Annotated in this window: 20 protein-coding genes; 11 read left to right on the forward strand and 9 right to left on the reverse strand. The window is 71.6% G+C overall.

The features are described from left to right. Window positions 1-14 precede the first annotated feature (14 nt). Window positions 15-1,163 (forward strand): thiolase family protein, encoded by a 1,149-nt coding sequence (locus HLK59_RS00460; RefSeq protein ID WP_171139101.1) that lies wholly within the window; start codon window positions 15-17, stop codon window positions 1,161-1,163. Here the strand turns inward: HLK59_RS00460 and HLK59_RS00465 are convergent. From HLK59_RS00465 to HLK59_RS00475, 3 genes are read right to left on the reverse strand one after another with little or no spacing between them, the layout of a single operon-like run. Next, window positions 1,156-2,187, reverse strand: a complete 1,032-nt coding sequence (locus HLK59_RS00465; protein WP_171139102.1) for a dihydrodipicolinate reductase — start codon at window positions 2,185-2,187, stop codon at window positions 1,156-1,158. The genes HLK59_RS00460 and HLK59_RS00465 overlap by 8 nt on opposite strands. Next, a complete protein-coding gene (locus tag HLK59_RS00470) occupies window positions 2,184-3,005 on the reverse strand; it encodes an acyl-CoA thioesterase domain-containing protein (RefSeq protein ID WP_171139103.1) in 822 nt (273 codons plus the stop codon). Before HLK59_RS00470 ends, HLK59_RS00465 begins: the two co-directional genes overlap by 4 nt. Before the next feature lie 50 nt (window positions 3,006-3,055). Beyond that, window positions 3,056-3,724 (reverse strand): TetR/AcrR family transcriptional regulator, encoded by a 669-nt coding sequence (locus HLK59_RS00475; protein ID WP_171139104.1) that lies wholly within the window; start codon window positions 3,722-3,724, stop codon window positions 3,056-3,058. A 124-nt stretch (window positions 3,725-3,848) separates the two neighbouring features. Between HLK59_RS00475 and HLK59_RS00480 the strand changes: the two genes are divergently transcribed. From HLK59_RS00480 to HLK59_RS00490, 3 genes are read left to right on the forward strand one after another with little or no spacing between them, the layout of a single operon-like run. After that, the gene (locus tag HLK59_RS00480; RefSeq protein WP_171139105.1) at window positions 3,849-4,847 is read left to right on the forward strand and encodes an acyl-CoA dehydrogenase family protein; all 999 of its coding nucleotides are present in this window, start codon (window positions 3,849-3,851) and stop codon (window positions 4,845-4,847) included. Beyond that, window positions 4,831-6,006, forward strand: a complete 1,176-nt coding sequence (locus HLK59_RS00485; RefSeq protein WP_171139106.1) for an acyl-CoA dehydrogenase family protein — start codon at window positions 4,831-4,833, stop codon at window positions 6,004-6,006. Before HLK59_RS00480 ends, HLK59_RS00485 begins: the two co-directional genes overlap by 17 nt. Before the next feature lie 10 nt (window positions 6,007-6,016). Beyond that, on the forward strand, window positions 6,017-6,799 hold the full coding sequence (locus tag HLK59_RS00490; RefSeq protein ID WP_171139107.1) for an enoyl-CoA hydratase: 783 nt from the start codon (window positions 6,017-6,019) through the stop codon (window positions 6,797-6,799). Window positions 6,800-6,888: 89 nt separating this feature from the next. Here HLK59_RS00490 and HLK59_RS00495 read toward each other — a convergent pair whose 3' ends face one another. From HLK59_RS00495 to HLK59_RS00520, 6 genes are all read right to left on the reverse strand, one after another. Beyond that, the gene (locus tag HLK59_RS00495; protein WP_171139108.1) at window positions 6,889-7,194 is read right to left on the reverse strand and encodes a hypothetical protein; all 306 of its coding nucleotides are present in this window, start codon (window positions 7,192-7,194) and stop codon (window positions 6,889-6,891) included. Window positions 7,195-7,212: 18 nt separating this feature from the next. Continuing rightward, window positions 7,213-7,974 (reverse strand): acyl-CoA dehydrogenase family protein, encoded by a 762-nt coding sequence (locus tag HLK59_RS00500; RefSeq protein WP_171139109.1) that lies wholly within the window; start codon window positions 7,972-7,974, stop codon window positions 7,213-7,215. A gap of 2 nt (window positions 7,975-7,976) precedes the next feature. Next, window positions 7,977-9,071: an acyl-CoA dehydrogenase family protein gene (locus HLK59_RS00505; protein ID WP_171139110.1), complete on the reverse strand. Its 1,095-nt coding sequence runs from the start codon at window positions 9,069-9,071 to the stop codon at window positions 7,977-7,979. Further along, window positions 9,068-9,484, reverse strand: a complete 417-nt coding sequence (locus HLK59_RS00510) for a nuclear transport factor 2 family protein (protein ID WP_171139111.1) — start codon at window positions 9,482-9,484, stop codon at window positions 9,068-9,070. Before HLK59_RS00510 ends, HLK59_RS00505 begins: the two co-directional genes overlap by 4 nt. Then, complete coding sequence (locus HLK59_RS00515) at window positions 9,474-10,019, reverse strand: carboxymuconolactone decarboxylase family protein (RefSeq protein WP_171139112.1); 546 nt, start codon at window positions 10,017-10,019, stop codon at window positions 9,474-9,476. The genes HLK59_RS00510 and HLK59_RS00515 overlap by 11 nt, the downstream gene beginning before the upstream one ends. Before the next feature lie 86 nt (window positions 10,020-10,105). After that, a complete protein-coding gene (locus tag HLK59_RS00520) occupies window positions 10,106-10,570 on the reverse strand; it encodes a pyridoxamine 5'-phosphate oxidase family protein (protein ID WP_171139113.1) in 465 nt (154 codons plus the stop codon). Between the two features lie 136 nt (window positions 10,571-10,706). On the opposite strand from HLK59_RS00520, the gene HLK59_RS00525 reads away from it, so the two are divergent. From HLK59_RS00525 to HLK59_RS00555, 7 genes are read left to right on the forward strand one after another with little or no spacing between them, the layout of a single operon-like run. Then, the gene (locus HLK59_RS00525; RefSeq protein ID WP_346779613.1) at window positions 10,707-12,161 is read left to right on the forward strand and encodes an aldehyde dehydrogenase family protein; all 1,455 of its coding nucleotides are present in this window, start codon (window positions 10,707-10,709) and stop codon (window positions 12,159-12,161) included. A gap of 28 nt (window positions 12,162-12,189) precedes the next feature. Continuing rightward, window positions 12,190-13,578 carry an ABC transporter substrate-binding protein gene (locus HLK59_RS00530; protein ID WP_171139115.1) on the forward strand — a complete coding sequence of 463 codons (1,389 nt, stop codon included), beginning with the start codon at window positions 12,190-12,192 and terminating at the stop codon, window positions 13,576-13,578. A 9-nt stretch (window positions 13,579-13,587) separates the two neighbouring features. Continuing rightward, window positions 13,588-15,699 carry an ABC transporter permease gene (locus HLK59_RS00535; protein WP_171139116.1) on the forward strand — a complete coding sequence of 704 codons (2,112 nt, stop codon included), beginning with the start codon at window positions 13,588-13,590 and terminating at the stop codon, window positions 15,697-15,699. Continuing rightward, complete coding sequence (locus HLK59_RS00540; RefSeq protein ID WP_171139117.1) at window positions 15,680-16,390, forward strand: ABC transporter ATP-binding protein; 711 nt, start codon at window positions 15,680-15,682, stop codon at window positions 16,388-16,390. Before HLK59_RS00535 ends, HLK59_RS00540 begins: the two co-directional genes overlap by 20 nt. Continuing rightward, entirely contained in the window at window positions 16,387-17,094 is a 708-nt protein-coding gene (locus HLK59_RS00545) for an ABC transporter ATP-binding protein (RefSeq protein ID WP_171139118.1), read from the forward strand. Before HLK59_RS00540 ends, HLK59_RS00545 begins: the two co-directional genes overlap by 4 nt. Further along, window positions 17,091-17,486 (forward strand): hypothetical protein, encoded by a 396-nt coding sequence (locus HLK59_RS00550; RefSeq protein WP_171139119.1) that lies wholly within the window; start codon window positions 17,091-17,093, stop codon window positions 17,484-17,486. The genes HLK59_RS00545 and HLK59_RS00550 overlap by 4 nt, the downstream gene beginning before the upstream one ends. Then, window positions 17,452-17,769 carry a hypothetical protein gene (locus HLK59_RS00555; RefSeq protein ID WP_171139120.1) on the forward strand — a complete coding sequence of 106 codons (318 nt, stop codon included), beginning with the start codon at window positions 17,452-17,454 and terminating at the stop codon, window positions 17,767-17,769. Before HLK59_RS00550 ends, HLK59_RS00555 begins: the two co-directional genes overlap by 35 nt. Window positions 17,770-17,779: the final 10 nt, after the last annotated feature.

Consider the following 17,779-nt stretch of genomic DNA (forward strand, 5'->3'; position numbering starts at 1 on the left):
AGTTGGAGGCGTCCATGCCCGAGGCAGTCATCGTGTCCGCCCTGCGCACCCCCGTCGGCACCGCGGTCAAGGGCACCCTGCGCGACACCACCGCCTTCGACCTGGCCCGCCACATCGTCGGCGCCGCGGCGAAGGGGCTCGACCCGGACCGCGTCGACGACGTGATCCTCGGCGAGGGTCTCTACGGCGGCGGGGTCATCGCCCGCCACGCCGCGCTGACCGCGGGGCTCACCTCGGTCCCGGGGGCGGCCTGCAACCGCCACTGCGCGGCAGGTCTGGAGGCCGTGGCGGGCGCGGCCGGGAGTGTGCGGGCCGGGATGGACGGGCTGGTGGTCGCGGGAGGGGTCAACTCGGCTTCCACGGCGCCGAAGTCGCGGTTTCGGATCGACGGGGAGTGGGCCGAGCCGTGGATGCCGCCCACCCACCCCGACCGGCCGGACGCGCCCAACGCCGACATGTCGATCTGCATCGGCTGGAACGTGGCCCAGCGGGCCGGGGTCTCGCGCGCGGAGATGGACGCGTGGGCGCTGCGCTCGCACCGGAATGCCGTACGCGCCATCGACGAGGGCCGCTTCGACGCCGAGATCGTGCCCATCGAGACCCCGCACGGGCTCTTCTCGGTCGACGAACACCCGCGCAGGGACACGTCGTCGGAGAAGCTCGCCGGGCTGAAGCCGCTGCATCCGGAGATCGAGGGCTTCAGCATCACCGCGGGCAACGCCTGCGGCGGCAACGACGGCGCCGCCGCCCTGGTCGTGGCGAGCGAGGCGGTCGCTGCCGGCGAAGGGCTGCCCGCCCTGGCGACCGTACGCTCCTGGGCCTCCGTCGGCGTCGACCCCGCCGAGACCGGCCTCTCCCCGGTGAAGGCGATCCCCAAGGCGCTGGCCCGCGCGGGCCTCACCACGTCCGACGTCGACCTGTTCGAGATCAACGAGGCCTTCGCCTCGGTGACCGTCGCCGCCGTCCGTCTCCTCGACCTCGACCCGGAGACGGTCAACGTCAACGGCAGCGGCTGTTCGCTGGGCCACCCCGTCGCCGCCACCGGTGCCCGCATGCTGGTCACCCTCGTCCACGAACTGCGCCGGCGCGGCGGCGGGATCGGCGTGGCGTCCATGTGCGCGGGTGGCGGGATGGGCTCCGCGATGGTCGTGGAGGTCAGCTGAGGGTCGCCGTGATCTGCGGCAGGTCCACCGTCGTCCGGATCCCGGGCTCGGCCGCGCACACGAACGGCACCGCGTTCACCGCCCGGTTGGCCGTGTACGACGGCGACACCTCCGCCATCCGGTCCAGCGGTACCGGCAGCCGGATGCCGACGTCGAGCGGCGCGTCACCGTCGACCGTGATGTGCCAGCCGGTGTCGCCGAGGTCCCAGGCCGGATCGAGGTCGGTCGCGCAGTACCAGGTCGCGCGGAACCGCAGCAGCGGACGGCCCGCGTGGACGCCGGTCACCGTCAGACGCTGCGCGGCCACGGTCCCCGCCGCCAACTCACCCGCGGCGATCCGCACCGCGCCGCGGGCCGTCGCCAACTCCCCGCTCGCCTCAAGGGAGTCCAACGGCAGCGACAGCGCGTCGGCGACCAGTCGCAGTGACGGGCCGAAGCTCGTCCGCGCCCGGGAGAGCCGCGCCTCCTCGAACTCGGCGGGCGCGACACCGAACCCCATCACCCCGAACAGCAGGTCCGGCGAAGGGCGTTGCGACAGATCGGCGTACTCGTCGATCGTCACCCCCTCGACCCGCCGCGCGATCGACGTCACCACGATCGGCACCGCCTCGGTGATGAACCCGGGGCTGCTGCCCGTGCTGTGGATCGAGGTACCGCCCCGCCTGCAGGCGGCCTCCACACGCTCGCGGACGACGGGGTCCATGCTTCCGGGATGATGGAACTCCCCGCGCGTGGTGACGATGTTCGCGCCCGACTCCAGCAGCCGGCACACGTCGTCCAGATCGCACACGAGCGGCATGTACAGCACACAGTCGGCCCCGAGACCCACGATGCGCTCCACGTCCCGCGTGGCGGTCACCCCGGTCGTCGCCAGCCCGCACAACTCGCCCGCGTCCAGCCCCGCCTTGCCGGCCGAGTGGACGTACAACCCGGCCAGCGACAGGTCCGGGTGCTCGACGACGGCGCGCAGCGAGCGGCTGCCGATGGTTCCGGTGGCCCACTGGACGACCCGGTGGGCACTCACACCGCCTCCCTGGCCAGCCGCAGCAGCGCCTCCTGGGCGTAGGAGGCGACCAGCGAGCCGTCCCGCGTGAACACATCGCCCCGGCCGAAGCAGCGGCCGTGGGCGAGGACCGGGCTGTGCTGGCGCAGCAGCAGCCAGTCGTCGGCGCGGAAGGGACGGTGGAACCACACCGTGTGCGAGGTGACGGCGGACGTGAACGCCTTCTGCGCGTCGCGTTGGCCGAGGCCCTCCAGCGGGCGCAGCGCCGTTCCGATGAGGGTCAGATCGGTGGCGTACGCCGTGAGCGCCGGAGCCAGTGCGGCGTCGGCCGCCGGGGTGCGCATCCAGAGGTCGAGCACGGGCGGGGCCGCGTCGGGGGAGTCCAGGTCGGCGGCGGTACGGGTCTCCCAGGGCAGCGGATGCAACTCGATCCGGTGCTCGGGGCCGAGGAGGGGCGGGACGGGCTCGGTGCTCTGGTGGGCCGGTCCGTCCTCGGCGCAGTGCAGGGAGGCGGTGGCGGTGGCGACGACGCCGTGGGTCTGCCGGGCCACGACCGTCAGGGTGGCGAACGTACCGCCCTCGTGGTGGCGTTCCACCTCGTAGCGCACGGACTCCTCGGGCCGTCCCGCCCGCGGGAACAGCATGTGCAGCGACTTGACGTCCTTGTCCGGGCAGCTCAGCCGCGCCGCCCGGACGGACTGCGCCAGCAACTGGCCGCCGAACAGCCGGTGGTAGCCCAGTCGCTGGTTCCGGGCCTCGTAGTGCGAGCCGCCCGGAGCGGGCCGCAGATCGAGGCAGGACAGCAGGTCGTCCCAGAGTTCACTCGTGGCAAGGGGCATGCCAGCGAGCGTAAGGGAGATTTCCTGGGTTGAGAATGGGATTCTCTGGGCTAGCTCAGGGTGAACCCCTTCGCGCAGAAGTCCCAGATCTCGTCGGCGGTGATCGGGTGGGAGCCCGCCTGGCCGCTGGACTGCGCGTTGAACATGACGGTCTGCATGGTCAGGGCCGCCACCCGGCGGGGCTTGAAGCCCTCGCGCAGCAGGCCGGCCTCCTCCAGGTCCGTCATCAGCTCGGTGAGCAGGGCGAGCAGCGGCGCGTTCGCGACCCGCATCTCGTTGGGGTGCGAGACCAGCAGGCGCAGCGCGAAGTCGGTGAACAGCGGGCGCTGTGCGGCCGGGTCGGGGCAGGAGTTCTCGAACAGGGTCTGTACGGCGACCTTGAGCCGGTCCAGCGGGTTCGAGAGCTCGGCCGCGGCGGTGCGCAGCTGCTCCGCCGACTTGCTCATGGCGTCCTCGAACAGGGCGAGCAGCAGCTCGTGCTTGCCGTCGAAGTGCTGGTAGAAGCTGCGGAGCGACTGCTTGGAGCGGTCGACGACCTCCTGCACGGTGAAGTCGGTCGTACCCTTCTCCGCCATGATCGACTGGGCCGCGTCGAGGAACCGCTCCACCCGCTGCTCGGCCCGGCGCTTGGCCGCCTGGGTGGAACGCTCGACCGCGCGCTGCTTCCAGGCCGGCTCTTCGGTGGGGGTGCTCAAGGGCTGGTCCGCCTTCTGTGCCATGGGGAGAACTTTACTGCAGTGTAGCGACAACAGCCCTCCGGCCAGGCTGGACGCCTCTTCTCGCCCCGGTGAGACTCTTAATTTCTCCCAGTGAGAATGTTATTCTCGCGCCAAGGAGGCCCCCATGCTCTTGGAGTTCGACGCCGAGCAACGGCTGTGGCAGGACACCGTGCACAAGGCCGTACTGAAGGAGTGCCCACCGGCCCTGATCCGCCGGATCTCCGACGAGGGCGCCGACCCGGAACCCCTGTGGCGGGTCTACGCCGATCTCGGCTGGACCGAACTGACCGACCCCGCCGACGCCGTCGAGCTGGCGATCGTCCTGGAGGAGTTGGGCCGCGCCACCGACCCGACGCCCTACCTCGCGACGATGACCCAGTTCGCGCCCCTGGCACCTGACTTCGCCGAACCGGGACGACCCGGCACCGCCGTGTACTCGGGAGTCACCTCCCGGGCCGACGGCGCCGGCTGGGTCCTGGACGGTGTGGCCCGCCATGTGCTCGACGGCGACCGGGCCGAACAGTTCGCCGTGGTGACCGCGGGCGGCATCTTCGTCGTACCCGCCACCGCCGTGACCGCCGTACGGTCCACCGTCTTCGACCCCGTCCTGCACATCGCCGACGTCCTGTTCGACCACGTCCGCGTGCCCGCCCGCAGCCGAAGCGCCGCCGACCCCGAACGCGCCCGCCACCACGCCCTGACCGGCCTGGCCCTGACCATGGTCGGCGCCTGCCGGCGCGCCCTCGACCTGGTGCTCGACCACGCCCGCACCCGGCACCAGTTCGGCGCCCCCATCGGCTCGTTCCAGGCCGTGCAGCACAAGGCGGCCGACATGCACGTGGCCGTCGAGCGGGCCCGCGCCCTCGGCTACTTCGCGGCCCTGACGATCGCCGAGGACGACCCCCGGCGGCGGCTGGCCTCCGCCATGGCCAAGGCGGCGGCGGGCGAGTGCCAGGCCCTGGTGTTCCGCAACGCCGTGCAGCTGTCCGGGGCGATGGGACACACCTGGGAGAACGACCTCCAGTTCGCGATCAAGCGGGCCAAGGCGGGCGAGCTGCTGCTGGGCGGCGCCGCCGAGCACCGGGCGCTGATAGCCGAGGAGTGCCATGCGACTGACCTTTGACACCGACGTCGAGGCCTTCCGCGCCGAGTTCGCGGCGTTTCTGGAGGCCCACCTCCCCACCGAGGCGGAGGCCGCCGAGCGGTCCCGCTCCACAGGGCACCTCCCCGACTGGGCCCGGCGCTGGCAGCGCCTCCAGTTCGACGAGGGCTGGCTGCTGCCGGGCAATCCGCCGCGGTACGGCGGTCGCGACGCCACCGTCATCCAGAGTTTCGTCCACATGGAGGAGCTGTCCAGGCGCCGTATCTTCCACAGCTTCAACCCGCAGGGCGTCGGCATCATCGCCGCCTCCCTGCTCACCTTCGGCACCGAGGAGCAGAAGCGGCGCTGGGCGGTGCCCATCCTGCGCGCCGAACTCACCGCGGCCCTCGGCATGAGCGAGCCCGGTGCCGGTTCCGACCTCGCGTCCCTGCGCACCCGTGCCGAACCGAAGGGCGACCACTTCCTGGTCAACGGCCAGAAGGTGTGGACCTCCGGAGCCCACGACGCCGACGTCCTGCTCACCTTCGTCCGCACCGACCCGGACGCGCCGAAGCACAAGGGGATCAGCGTCCTGCTGATCCCCACCGACAGCCCCGGCCTGACCCGCCGCCCCTTCGCCTCGTACACCAACCCCGAGGACAAGGACTTCAACGAGGTCTTCTTCGAGGACGTCCGCGTGCCGGCGGAGAACCTCGTCGGCCCCCTCAACGAGGGCTGGCGGGTCGCCAACGGCTCGCTCGGGCACGAGCGCACCCTGATGTGGGTGAGCGAGGCCGAACGGCTCGGCGACGTCGTACGCGACTTCCGCCCCTCCGGGCCACTGGAGAAGGACTGGTACGCCACGCTCGTCATGGACCTCCAGGCCCTGCGCCTGCTGGGCTCGGCCGCCCTGTCCCGCGCCGCCCGCGGCGAACAGGACGTACCGGCCCTGTCCGTGCTGAAGGTGTTCGGCTCCGAGGCCTCGCAACGCGCCCTGGAGAAGGTCCTGGAGGCGGCCGGCCCCGACGGTCTTGTCCACCCGGCGACCACGGCACCGGCGTACCACATGACCTACGACGACAACTTCGCCAGCTGGTTCCACCGCTACGCCCGCAGCTTCGGCGCCACCATCGCCGGCGGAACGTCCGAGATCCAGCGCACCATCATCGCCGAGCGCGTGCTCGGCCTGCCCCGACGCTGAGGAGCCGTTCGTGCACATCCTGTACGAGGTGAAGGACCGCATCGCGACGCTCACCCTGAACCGCCCAGAGGTCGCCAACGCCCAGAACATGGCCCTCCTCGACGAACTCGACGCGGCCTGGACGCGGGCCGCGCAGGACGAGGACGTGAAGGTCGTGGTCCTGCGTGCCGAAGGGAAGCACTTCTCCGCCGGGCACGACCTCAAGGACCGCTGGCCCGCCCCGGACGAGATCACCCTGGAGTGGATCTACCGGGCCGAGACCCGCCGCTACCTCGAGTACACCCTGCGCTGGCGCAATCTGCCCAAGCCGTCGATCGCCGCCGTCCAGGGGCGCTGTATCGCGGGCGGGCTGATGCTGTGCTGGCCGTGCGATCTGATCGTCGCCGCGCAGGACGCCCTGTTCTCGGACCCGGTGGTCACGATGGGTATCGGCGGCGTCGAATACCACGGCCACACCTGGGAGTTGGGGGCCCGCAAGGCGAAGGAGATCCTGTTCACCGGCCGTCCGCTGACCGCGGAGGAGGCGGAGAAGGTCGGCATGGTCAACCGGGTGGTGCCTCGGGATCAGTTGGACACGGAAACTAGGGAACTCGCCGAGCAGATCGCCAGGATGCCCGCGTTCGGCCTCCGCCAGGCCAAGCGGGCGGTCAACCAGACCCTGGACGTGCAGGGCTTCTACGCCGCCGTCCAGTCGGTGTTCGACGTCCACCAGACCGGGCACGGCAACGCGTTGAGCGTGAGCGGCTATCCGATCCTGGCGAAGCTGGACGAGATGAAGGAGAAGCTGCGCTAGGCGTTCCGCGAGACAGCCGCGAAGGAGCGCTTTTCGTCCGCGGCGCCGTGTGGGCTGGTCGCGCGGTTCCCCGCGCCCCTGCGGGGCGCTCAGGTCGCGTTGGGCAGATACCGCGCCGCCACGAGCCTGGCCATGGTCCGCAGCCGCGCGAAGTAGGACGCGCAGTAGGTGTCGCCGATCAGGGGCAGGGCCTTGTCGAGGTCGGCCAGGCACGCCCAGAGGATCGCGACACCCTCGTCGTCGAGTCCGCCGTGGAGCTCGCCATGGACGAGACCGGCGACATCCGAGTCGAGCAGGATCAGCTCCACCCCTGCGATGGCCACGCCGCGGAAGCCGGAGGGGTACGGCGCGAGTCTGTGCTCCTCCCACAGCGGGGAGAGTTCCGGCGCGCTCATGCCCTTGATCATCGCACCCTAGAGGTGCACCAGCCTCGGCGCCGAGCCCTCCGCCCGCAGTCGTGCCCCGGCCTCGCGGGTCAACTCGCGGGCGCTGCCCAGCAGTCCGTCCAGGACCAGGGCCCGGCGGAGGTGCCGGTGCAGGGGGTGCTCGGCGGTGAAGCCGATGCCGCCGAGCACCTGCTGGCAGTGCCGGGCCGCTGTCAGTGCCGCTTCTCCGGCCGCCGCCTTCGCGAGGAGGGAGCCGAGCGGGTCGGTGGCGGCGATCAGTGTGGCCTCCGCGCCCTCCAGGGCCACCAGGGTCTCGGCCAGCCGGTGCCGTACCGCCTGGAAGGAGGCGAGGGGGCGGCCGAACTGGACGCGGTCCAGCGCGTGGGTCCGGGCGAGCGTCAGCATGGCGTGCCCGGTGCCGACCAGCCACCAGCCGAGGGCGCGGCGGCCGGCGGAGACGGGCAGGGACCGCCCCGACGGGACGGTCCGCAAGGGCAGTTCGGGGTCGAGGGCCGTACCCGGACCGGTGGGCGACCACACCACCCACGCCCCACCGGCGTACGGCAACGCCGGAGTACCGCCGCCCATCACGTCGTTGAGCGACGAGGCGTGCGCCCCCGTTTCGCCGAGCAGCCCGAAGACCGTGCGGATCGCCGACTCCGGGTACTCCGCGAGGAGTTCACGCCACCCGAGCTCCGTCAGCGCCGTATCCAGCGCGGGCCCCGAGGGCGTCGTCGTCATCGTCTTGCGCAGGGTCGCGGTGAGCAGCTCCAGCTCCGCGGAATCCACGGTCACTCCTTTCCGAGGCCGAGCAACCGGCGGGCGACGATGTTCCGTTGGATCTCGGCCGTACCGCCGTAGATCGTGGCCGCCCGTGCGTACAGGTACTCGGTGCGCCACGGTGTGTCCGCGAGCTCCAGCACGCCCGGCAGCAGGTCCCGCGCGGTGTCGAACAGCCGCTGTTCCGCCGTGGCGAGGAGCACCTTGTCCACCGAGGTCTCCGGGCCGAGCCGGGCCCCCTCGGCGAGCCTGCGCTGGGTCGCGTGGGAGCGGCAGCGGACGGTGTGGAGGGCGAGGTAGGCGGCGCCCAGCGCGGTCTCGTCGGGCTCCGGGGCCTCGTCGAGCAGGCGGTCCAGACGGGTGTAGAGGTGGGCGACCCGGTGCCAGAAGCACGTCGAGCGTTCATGCGGGAGCAGGTCCATCGCCAGGCTCCAGCCGTCCCCGGGGCGGCCGAGCATCCGGTCGCCGGGGACGACGACGTCGTCGAGGAAGACCTCCGCGAACTCGTCGACGCCGTGCATCGTGCGCAGCGGGCGGACCGTGATGCCCGGGGTGTCCATGTCGACGAAGAAGGCGGTGATACCGGCGTGGCCGGGTGCGGTGCGGGTGAGGAGGACGCAGCGGGCCGCGTACTGGGCGAGGCTCGTCCAGACCTTCTGGCCGTTGACCACCCAGGTGCCGTCGTCCCGGGGGACCGCCCGGGTGGTCAGGGACGCCAGGTCGCTGCCGGAGCCCGGTTCGGAGAAGCCCTGGCACCACTGTTCGCGCCCGCTCAGCAGCAACGGGACCATTTCGGCGGCCAGTTCGGGAGGCGCGTAGGACATCAGGGTCGGGACGAGGACCTCGACCATGGAGTAGATGCCGGGCTCGGCGAGGCCGCGGGTGGCGACCTCCTCGCCGAGCACCGCCCGGAACACGGCCGGCCCGCCGAGCCCCCTCACCTCGGCGGGCCAGCCGTAGCGCATCCAGCCCGCGTCGAACAGGGCCCCGCGGACCCGGCCGAGCTGGGCGACCTGCGCGTCCAGGGAGCGGTCGGGGCCGGGGGAGAGGTCGTGTTGCGCGAGCCAGTCCTGGAGGGCGGAGCGGAACTCCGCGACCGAGTTCATACCGCGGGGCGCCCGAAGGCGTGCGGGCGGCCGGAGTCGTGGGCGCCGCTGCGGCGGATGAACGTCATCGCGCGGGTCCGCAGCCGCCAGCCGTCCGGTGTGCGCAGGTAGGTGTCGTCGTAGTAGCCGATCCGCATGTCGTGCGTGGCGTGGTCGACGAAGCACAGGGGTTGGGTCCCCTTCGCCGTGCCGTTGTCCGACTCCTCTATGACCGGTGTCCCGGTGAGGAACAGGCCCTTGGGGGCGGCCGCCACCAGTGCGGGGAACTCCGCGAGGGGATAGGTGTCGCCGAAGGCGCTGTAGGTGCCGTCGGGGGTGAAGACCGTGAGCAGTCCGTCGATGTCGCCCCGGGTGATGGTCACCGCGTAGCGGGCGAGGAGCTGCTGGATCTCCACGAGGTCGTCAGTGGTCATGACCGCTCCCTTCGATGTCGGGCACCACGCCGAACGTGTTGAAGGCCATCGCCATCACCGCGTACGCCCCGACCGTGAACACCAGGTCCATCCGCTGGCGTTCGTCGAGGTGCTCTTCGAGGGCCTCCCAGGTCCGGTCGGAGAGGGTGGAGCGCTCCTCCAGCTCGTCGACGGCGGTGAGGACGAGGACGTCCAGCGGGGCGTCGGCCTTGCCCCGGCCGGCCGCTTCGATCTCCGCCTCCGTCAGACCCGCCTCGCGTGCCAGCTTCTGGTGGTGGACCCACTCGTAGGCGCACTCCCGGCGCGCGGCCACCCGCAGCGTGGCCAGCTCGCGCACCCGGGCCGGCAGTGTCGAGCGGAACAGGATGTACACGCTGAAGGAGAGGAAGGCCTCCGTCAGATCGGGATGGCGGGCGAGCCTGGACATCGCCGGGCCGGCACCGCGCTCGTCGCGCAGCCTCCTGGGGAGCAGCGCGGACAGCGCCTCGCGTGTGCGGTCGTCCCACTCGTCGTCCGGCAGTGGGGGAAGGCGCATCCGTGACTCCCTCGAGACTGGGGTGAGAATGGCATTCTCTCCATACGGACTGAAGGTTTCCATGCGGGTGGCGAGGGCGTCAACCGTCAGGCGCGCAGCTTGGCGAAGTCCCAACTGACGACCCGCTCGGGCCGCATCCTGAGCCAGGCGTGCCGTCCGTCGTAATGGAAGGGGCGCCCGCCCGCGTACTTGTCCGCGAACAGCCGCTCGGGATCGCCGAGTTCGTCCAGCGGCTCCCCTCTGCGGGGCGTCTCGCCCACGACCTGGGCGCTTCCCAGCAGCTCCACGCCGCGCAGTCGCAGGAAGTCGAAGCCTCCGTCGTCGACGAGCACGCTGATGTCGGGATTGCTGCCGATGTCAGCCCATCGTCGGCTTTTTGTCAGGGAGTTGAGCCACAATGCCGTCCCGTCCCAGACGAACCAGAGCGCGCTCGCGTGCGGGCGGCCGCCCGGCCCCGCCGTCGCGACCCGGCACACCGGCTGGGCGCGCAGGAAGGCGTCCCGCTCCTCGTCCGTCATGGCGATCTTCGTGCCCCTGCGCTGACCGGGCATGATTCCTCCCGCTCTTCGATGAATGCCTAATTCTCGTGCACGGATGGTTGCTTCTCCTCTAGTGAGAAGCTACTTTCCACCGCAGGCGGGGCCGTGGCAAGCAGGGCCCCGCGTCACCCGGAAGAGATGGGGAGCCGTGAGTCTTTTCCATGAGGACCGGCTGTTGATCGACGGTGAACTCGTCCACGCGGGGCGCAGCTTCGAGACCGTCGATCCGTCCACCGGAAAGGTGCTGGGCACCGCGTCCGACGCGGAGGCCGCGCATGTCGAGGCGGCCGTCGCCGCGGCCCGCCGGGCGTTCGACACCACCGACTGGATGCGCGACCGCGAGCTGCGACTGCGCTGTCTGCGCCAGCTGTACCAGGCCCTGCTGCTCCACCGCGAGGAGCTGCGCGAGCTGACCATCGCCGAGGTGGGGGCACCCCGCTCACTGACCCACGCCACCCAGCTCGACGAGCCGATCGAGCTGGTCAAGTGGTACGCCGACCTCCTGGAACGCTATGAGTTCCGCGAAGAGCTCGCCTTGCTGGAGAGCCGGGGCCGGACGCACCGCCGCTGGATGGAGAAGGAGGCGGCCGGAGTGGTCGCCGCGATCCTGCCGTACAACTTCCCCAACCAGCTCGCCCTCGCCAAGCTCGCCCCCGCCCTCGCCGCCGGCTGCACGGTCGTCCTCAAGGGCGCCCCCGACACCCCGTGGACCACACTCGCCCTCGGCCGGATCATCGCCGAGGAGACCGACATCCCCGCCGGCGTCGTCAACGTCCTCACCTCGTCCCGGCCCGAGACCGGTGAACTGCTCACCACCCACCCGGGCGTCGACATGATCAGCTTCACCGGGTCGACCCCGGTCGGCCGGGCCATCATGGCGGCCGCCTCGGCCACCCTGAAGAAGGTCTTCCTGGAGCTCGGCGGCAAGTCGGCGATGCTCGTACTGGACGACGCCGACTTCACACAGGCCGCGATGTTCGCCGCCTTCACCGTCTGCACCCACTCGGGCCAGGGCTGCGGGATCACCTCACGGCTCCTGGTCCCGCGCGCCCGCCACGACGAGGCGGTCCAGCTGGTCGCCGCCATGCTCGCCCGGGTGACCTACGGCGACCCGTCCGACCCGGCCACCCACATGGGACCCCTGATCAGCGAACGGCAGCGCACCAAGGTGCACGGCCTGGTCGAGCGAGCCGTCGCCGCCGGCGCCCGCCTGGTCACCGGCGGCCGGCCCGCCGAGCGCGAGGGCTTCTTCTACGAACCGACGCTGCTCGCCGACGTCGACCCCGGCTCCGAGATCGCCCAGGAGGAGATCTTCGGACCCGTCCTGGTCGTCATCCCCTACGACGACGAGGACCACGCCGTCCGGATCGCCAACGACTCGGTGTACGGCCTGTCCGGAGCGGTGCTCGGCGCCGACGACGACCGGTCGATCGCCGTGGCGCGAAGGATCCGCAGCGGCAGTTTCAGCATCAACGGGGGCATCTACTTCGGCCCCGACGCCCCGTTCGGAGGCTTCAAGCAGTCCGGCATCGGGCGGGAGATGGGTGTGGCCGGGCTGGAGGAGTTCCTCGAGCTCAGGACGTTCGGCGTGCCGGCGAAGTAGCCGGGCACGGCATCGAGGAGGCAAGCCCGTGAGAGTCCAGGCAATCCCCGCCGCCCTGACGGCGGCCCTGCTGCTCGCCGTCGCCGGATGCGGCGGCCACGACGACGCCGCCGAGTCCGACGGCGCCGACGGCACACCCACCAAGGCCGCGCAGCAGGCGGCCACCGGCGACTTCGGCGATCTGAAGGGCGTCTGCGGAGCCGGCACGGCGAAGAGCGCGCCCGCCCAGGGCGTCACCGCCGACGAGATCAAGGTCGGAGTCTTCTCCGACATCGGCTTCACCAAGAAGTCCGAGTTCGTGGACGCCGCGAAGGTGTTCACCTCCTGGTGCAACGCGGCCGGCGGCATCAACGGCCGCAAGCTCGTCGCCACCACCCGCGACTCCAAGCTGATGGAGGTCCGCCAGCGCATGCTGGAGGCCTGCAAGGAGGACTTCGCACTGGTCGGCGGCGGCGCCGCCCTGGACGCCCTCGGCGTCAAGGACCGCCTGGAGTGCACGCTGCCCGACTTCCCGGGCCAGGTCAGCCAGATCCAGAACAACGGATCCGACCTCCAGCTCAACCCGACGGGCGGCGCGTCCTACAACCGCTACGCCGGCTACTACGAGTGGCTCCTGAAGGAGGGCTATCCGGGCTCCGCGGACGCCATCGGCACCATCGGCGGCGACGTCCCGGTCACCAAGGTCATCAACGCCGAGTCGCAGGAAGGCCTCCAGGCCGCGGGCGCGAAGATCATCTACAAGGACCTCTACCCCGCCCAGGGCGTGTCCGACTGGACGCCCTATGCCCAGGCCATCAAGAGCAAGGGCGTCAAGGGCCTCGTCTTCAACGGCGACTTCGTCAGCCTGACCAAACTGGAACAGGTCCTGACCGGCATGGACTACAAGCTCGACTGGATCGACGCCAACAACAACGCCTACGGACCCGCCTTCCTGCAACTCGCGGGCAAGTCCCTCGACTTCCAGAACAACCTGGCCGACCTCAGCGGTGTGTACCCGCTGGAGAAGGCCGCCGACAACCCCGCCACCGAACAGGTCGTCGCACTCTTCAAGCAGTACGCCCCGAAGGCCCAGGTCACCCTGCCCGCCGTCCGCGGCTTCGCGGCCTGGCTGCTGTTCGCCAAGTCCGCCAAGAGCTGCGGCGACGACCTCACCCGCACCTGCGTCTACGAGACGGCCCGCAAGGAGTCCGCGTGGACGGGCGGCGGACTGCTCGCCCCGGTCGACCTGACCACCTCCGACGCCGCGCTGACCTGCTTCAACATCGAGAAGGCCACCTCCAAGGGCTGGGAGCCCGCCGACTTCGGGCCGAACGACGGCGCCTACCGCTGCGACGCCCCCGCCTACAAGTTCAAGGGCGACTACGGCAAGCCGCTGACCCTGGCCGACGTCGGCAAGAGCATGAGCGATGTGAAGTGACGTGAGCTGATGGAACAGTTCCTCACCTTCGGGATCGTCGGTCTGAGCACCGCGGCCATCTACGCGGTGATCGGCAGCGGCCTGGTCCTCACCTACGTCACCACCGGCGTGTTCAACTTCGCGCACGGGGCGGCCGGCATGCTGGCGGCGTTCTGCTACTGGCAGTTCACCGTCGGCTGGGGCTGGCCGGTGCCCCTCGCCCTGGCCCTGGTGCTCCTCGTGCTCGCCCCGGGCTTCGGTCTCGCCGTGGAACGGGTCCTGATGCGGCCCGTGCAACGCCTCGGCGAGGCCGAACGGCTGGTGATGACGGTGGCGCTGCTCAGCGGCGCCATCGCCGCCGCCCGCTGGATCTGGGACCCCAACGTCCCGCGCCCGCTGGGGGTCTTCTTCGCCGACCGGACCCCCTTCCACCTCGGCCCCGCCACCGTCACCTGGCACCAGGCCCTCACCATGACCGTCGCCGTGGCGGTCGCGGCGGGCCTGTGGTTCCTCCTCAACCGCACCCGCACCGGCGCCGAGATGCGCGCCACGGTCGACGACCGCGCCCTGGTGCAGCTGACCGGCGCCGACCCGGTCCGGGCCAGCCGCGTCGCCTGGATCCTCGGCACCCAACTCGCCGCGATCGGCGGCATACTGATCGCCCCGACCGTCGCCCTCGACGCCTCCCAGCTCTCCCTCCTCATCGTCAGCGCCTACACCGCCGCCGTCTTCGGACGGCTCCGCAGCCTCCCCCTGACCTTCGCCGGCGCCATCGTCGTCGGCTGCCTGGAGAGCTACCTCACCGGCTACCTCCCCCAGAACGACTACCTGCCGGGCCTGCGTCTCGCCGCCCCCGCCCTGCTGCTCTTCCTGGCGTTGCTGGTCTTCCGCCATCCCCGGCTGCGAGGGCGGGACCGCCGGCTGGTCCAGGTCCCGGCCCCGACCCTGCGCGGTACGGCGGTCTTCGCGCTGTCGACCGTCGCCTTCGCCGTCGTCCTCGCCACCACCCTGGGCGAGGCGGACCTCGTCACCTACGGCCCGATCTTCTCCCTGGGCATCGTCGCCCTCTCCTACATCCCCCTGGCCGGATACGCCGGACAGATCTCCCTGTGCCAGCTGAGCATGGCCGGCATCGGAGCCGTCGTCTGGGGGCACCTCGGCACACACGGCGGGCTGTGGGCGCTGGCGGCCGCGATCGCGGTGTCGGCGGCGGCCGGGGCGCTCATCGCGGTGCCCGCACTGCGGTTCTCCGGCGTGTATCTCGCCCTGGGCACCGCGGCGTTCGCGGTCGTCCTCGACCGCTGGATCTTCACCCTGCCCTCGTTCGACGTTATCGGCGTACGGATCGCGCTGTTCGACCAGGGCTCGGTGGAGATGGCGGGTCCGAGCCTCTTCGGCCTACGGCTGGACTCCGAGGCCGAGTTGATGGTCCTGGCCGCGGTCTGCCTCGGCCTCGCCTCCCTCGGTGTCGCCCGGCTGCGCCGCAGCGGCTTCGGACGCCGGCTGATCGCGCTCCGGGACAGCGAGGCGGCGTACGCCACGCTCGGCGGCAACCTCCTGACCACCAAGGTGCTGGTGTTCTCCCTGTCCGCGGGCATCGCGGGACTCGGCGGCGCGCTCTACGGCATGCAGCAACGGTCCATCACCGCCGAGCAGTTCAGCCTCGTCGCCGGACTGCCCATCTTCCTGGTCGCCGTGATCGGCGGCCTCGGCGCGGTGGGCAACGGCCTGTTCGCCGGCACGGCCTTCGTCGGCCCGAACCTGCTGATCGGCCTGGCCTCCTGGACCCAGAACATCGTCAGCGTCCTGCCCGCCCTGGCCGGCATGGGCCTCGGCCACAGCCCCCAGGGCATCATCACCAGATTCCGCCGGCAGTGGGAGCCCCTCGGCCGCGACCGCATCGCCCTGCCCGCGCTCCTCGGCGGGCTGACACTCGGCTGGCTGCTGCGGCTCACCGACCTCGTCAACGGCTGGACGTACCTGCTCGGTTCACTCGTCCTCGCCTACGCCCTGCGCGGCTGTGCGGCCGCCCGCCAGGCCCCGAGGACCGAGCCGGACGTCCCGGTCGAATGGTGGGGCGTACGACGTCCCTGGCGCCCTCAGGACGGGGAGGTGCTGGCCCGTGCCACTGCTGGACGTTAGCCAGGTGACCGTCGCCTTCGGCGGCAACCGCGCCCTGGACGGCGTGGGCCTCCAAGCCGAACGCGGCCGGGTCACCGGCCTCATCGGACCCAACGGGGCGGGCAAGAGCACCCTGTTCGACGTCGTGTCCGGGCTGCGCAGGCCCGCCACGGGCAAGGTCGTCCTCGACGGCCGGGACGTCACCCGGCTCGGCCCCGCCCGCCGCTCCCGGCACGGGCTGGCCCGCACCTTCCAACGCCTGGAGCTCTTCGGCCGGCTGAGCGTCCGCGACAACCTCCTCGTCGCCGCGGAACTCGGCCCCGACCGAGGACGGGCGGCGGAGACCGCCGACGGCATCCTCGAACGCCTGGGCCTCACCGGCATCGCCGACGCGAGCGCCGACACCCTGCCCACCGGAGTGGCCCGCCTGGTCGAGGTCGGCCGCGCCCTCGCCGTACGCCCCGGCCTGCTCCTCCTCGACGAACCCGCCGCGGGCCAGGACGGCGAGGAGACCGAGCGGTTCGCGGGTCTGCTGCGCTCGCTCGCCGCCGACGGGACGGCCGTCGTCCTCGTCGAGCACGACATGGGACTGGTGATGAGCGTGTGCGACGAGGTGTACGTGCTCGACCTCGGCAAGGTCATCGCCGTAGGGCCCCCCGAGGTGATCCGCACCGACGAGACCGTGCTGGCGGCCTATCTGGGGGACGCGTGAACACTCTGCTCGAACTGCGCGCCGTACGCGCCGCCCACGAGGGCATCACCGTCCTGCACGGAGTGGACCTGGCCGTCGCCGCCGGCCAGGTCGTGGCGCTGCTCGGCCCCAACGGCGCGGGCAAGACGACCACCTTGCGGGTCGCCGCCGGAATCCACCCCGCGCTCTCCGGTCAACTCCTCCTCGGCGGACGGGACATGACCGGGGCGAACCCGCGCGACCTCGCCCGGGCCGGCATCTGCCTCATCCCCGAGGGCCGCGGGGTGTTCCCCAACCTGTCGGTCCGCGACAACCTCCTGATGATGACCTTCACCGGCCGCGGCCGCGAGGAGATCGAGGAGACCGCGTTCACCCGCTTCCCCGTCCTCGCCAGGCGGGCCGGACAGGCGGCCGGCACCCTCTCCGGCGGCGAGCAGCAGATGCTCGCCCTCGCCCGCGGACTGGCCACCGACCCCGCCGTCCTCCTCCTCGACGAACTGTCCATGGGACTGGCCCCGTTGGTCGTCTCCCGCCTCTACGAACAGGTCGCCGAGATCGCCCGGCAGGGCGTGGCCGTCCTGGTCGTCGAGCAGTTCGCGGCAGCCGTCCTCGGCATCGCCGACCACGCCGCCGTCCTCGTGCGCGGCCGGGTCGGGCGGCAGGGCAGCCCGGACGACGGCCTGCGCGACGAACTGTCCGCCCTCTACCTGGGGAGTTCCGCATGACACCCACCGAGCCACGAACAGACTCCCGTGCGGATCGTTTCGTCCGCGAACTCGCCGAGCTCAGGATCCCCGACCCGGCCGCCACCCGCTCCGCCCTCTGGCTCCGCCTCGGCGGCACCCTGATGGCCGCGGGGCTGCTGCTCGCGCTGTCGGCCTACTTCGTCACCCACAACACCCAGAACCCCCTCGACCAGCGCGACGGCCTCGCCCTCGGCCTCGGCGGCATCGCCGCCACCGTCGTCGGCGCCGCGCTGTTCCTGCGCCACTCGCTCACCGGCTTCCTGCGGTTCTGGATGGCCCGCCAGTCCCACGACCTGGCCGTGCTAGCCGACCGTCTGTGCGAAAGGGACCTGAACCATGACCTCACCGGCACCGACACTGCGCCCCGGTGACCAGCTCGCGGGAACACAGGCCACCACCCGGGTGGTCGTCGTCCGCGCCCCCGCCGGCCGGCGCCCGGAGATCACCTGCGGCGGCACCCCGATGATCCCCGCGACCGGCGCACCGCCCGCACCCGCCACGGACGCCGCCCCCGACACCCTTCTGGGCAAGCGCTACGTCGACGCCGACGGCACCCTCGAACTGCTCTGCACCAGCGCCGGAGCCGGGGAACTCGCCTGCGACGGCGTCCCCATGACCGTCAAGGCCGCCAAGCCCCTGCCCGCCTCCGACTGAAAGGCACGCG

This window comes from Streptomyces sp. S3(2020), from assembly GCF_013044505.1.
In the GTDB taxonomy this organism is placed as follows: domain Bacteria; phylum Actinomycetota; class Actinomycetes; order Streptomycetales; family Streptomycetaceae; genus Streptomyces.

Excerpts from the sequence above, each read along its gene's own strand:
- HLK59_RS00460 (WP_171139101.1), top strand. The coding sequence starts at position 15 with ATGCCCGAGGCAGTCATCGTGTCCGCCCTGCGCACCCCCGTCGGCACC.
- HLK59_RS00470 (WP_171139103.1), bottom strand. The coding sequence starts at position 3,005 with ATGCCCCTTGCCACGAGTGAACTCTGGGACGACCTGCTGTCCTGCCTC.
- HLK59_RS00475 (WP_171139104.1), bottom strand. The coding sequence starts at position 3,724 with ATGGCACAGAAGGCGGACCAGCCCTTGAGCACCCCCACCGAAGAGCCG.
- HLK59_RS00480 (WP_171139105.1), top strand. The coding sequence starts at position 3,849 with ATGCTCTTGGAGTTCGACGCCGAGCAACGGCTGTGGCAGGACACCGTG.
- HLK59_RS00485 (WP_171139106.1), top strand. The coding sequence starts at position 4,831 with ATGCGACTGACCTTTGACACCGACGTCGAGGCCTTCCGCGCCGAGTTC.
- HLK59_RS00495 (WP_171139108.1), bottom strand. The coding sequence starts at position 7,194 with ATGAGCGCGCCGGAACTCTCCCCGCTGTGGGAGGAGCACAGACTCGCG.
- HLK59_RS00505 (WP_171139110.1), bottom strand. The coding sequence starts at position 9,071 with ATGAACTCGGTCGCGGAGTTCCGCTCCGCCCTCCAGGACTGGCTCGCG.
- HLK59_RS00510 (WP_171139111.1), bottom strand. The coding sequence starts at position 9,484 with ATGACCACTGACGACCTCGTGGAGATCCAGCAGCTCCTCGCCCGCTAC.
- HLK59_RS00515 (WP_171139112.1), bottom strand. The coding sequence starts at position 10,019 with ATGCGCCTTCCCCCACTGCCGGACGACGAGTGGGACGACCGCACACGC.
- HLK59_RS00520 (WP_171139113.1), bottom strand. The coding sequence starts at position 10,570 with ATGCCCGGTCAGCGCAGGGGCACGAAGATCGCCATGACGGACGAGGAG.
- HLK59_RS00535 (WP_171139116.1), top strand. The coding sequence starts at position 13,588 with ATGGAACAGTTCCTCACCTTCGGGATCGTCGGTCTGAGCACCGCGGCC.
- HLK59_RS00550 (WP_171139119.1), top strand. The coding sequence starts at position 17,091 with ATGACACCCACCGAGCCACGAACAGACTCCCGTGCGGATCGTTTCGTC.
- HLK59_RS00555 (WP_171139120.1), top strand. The coding sequence starts at position 17,452 with ATGACCTCACCGGCACCGACACTGCGCCCCGGTGACCAGCTCGCGGGA.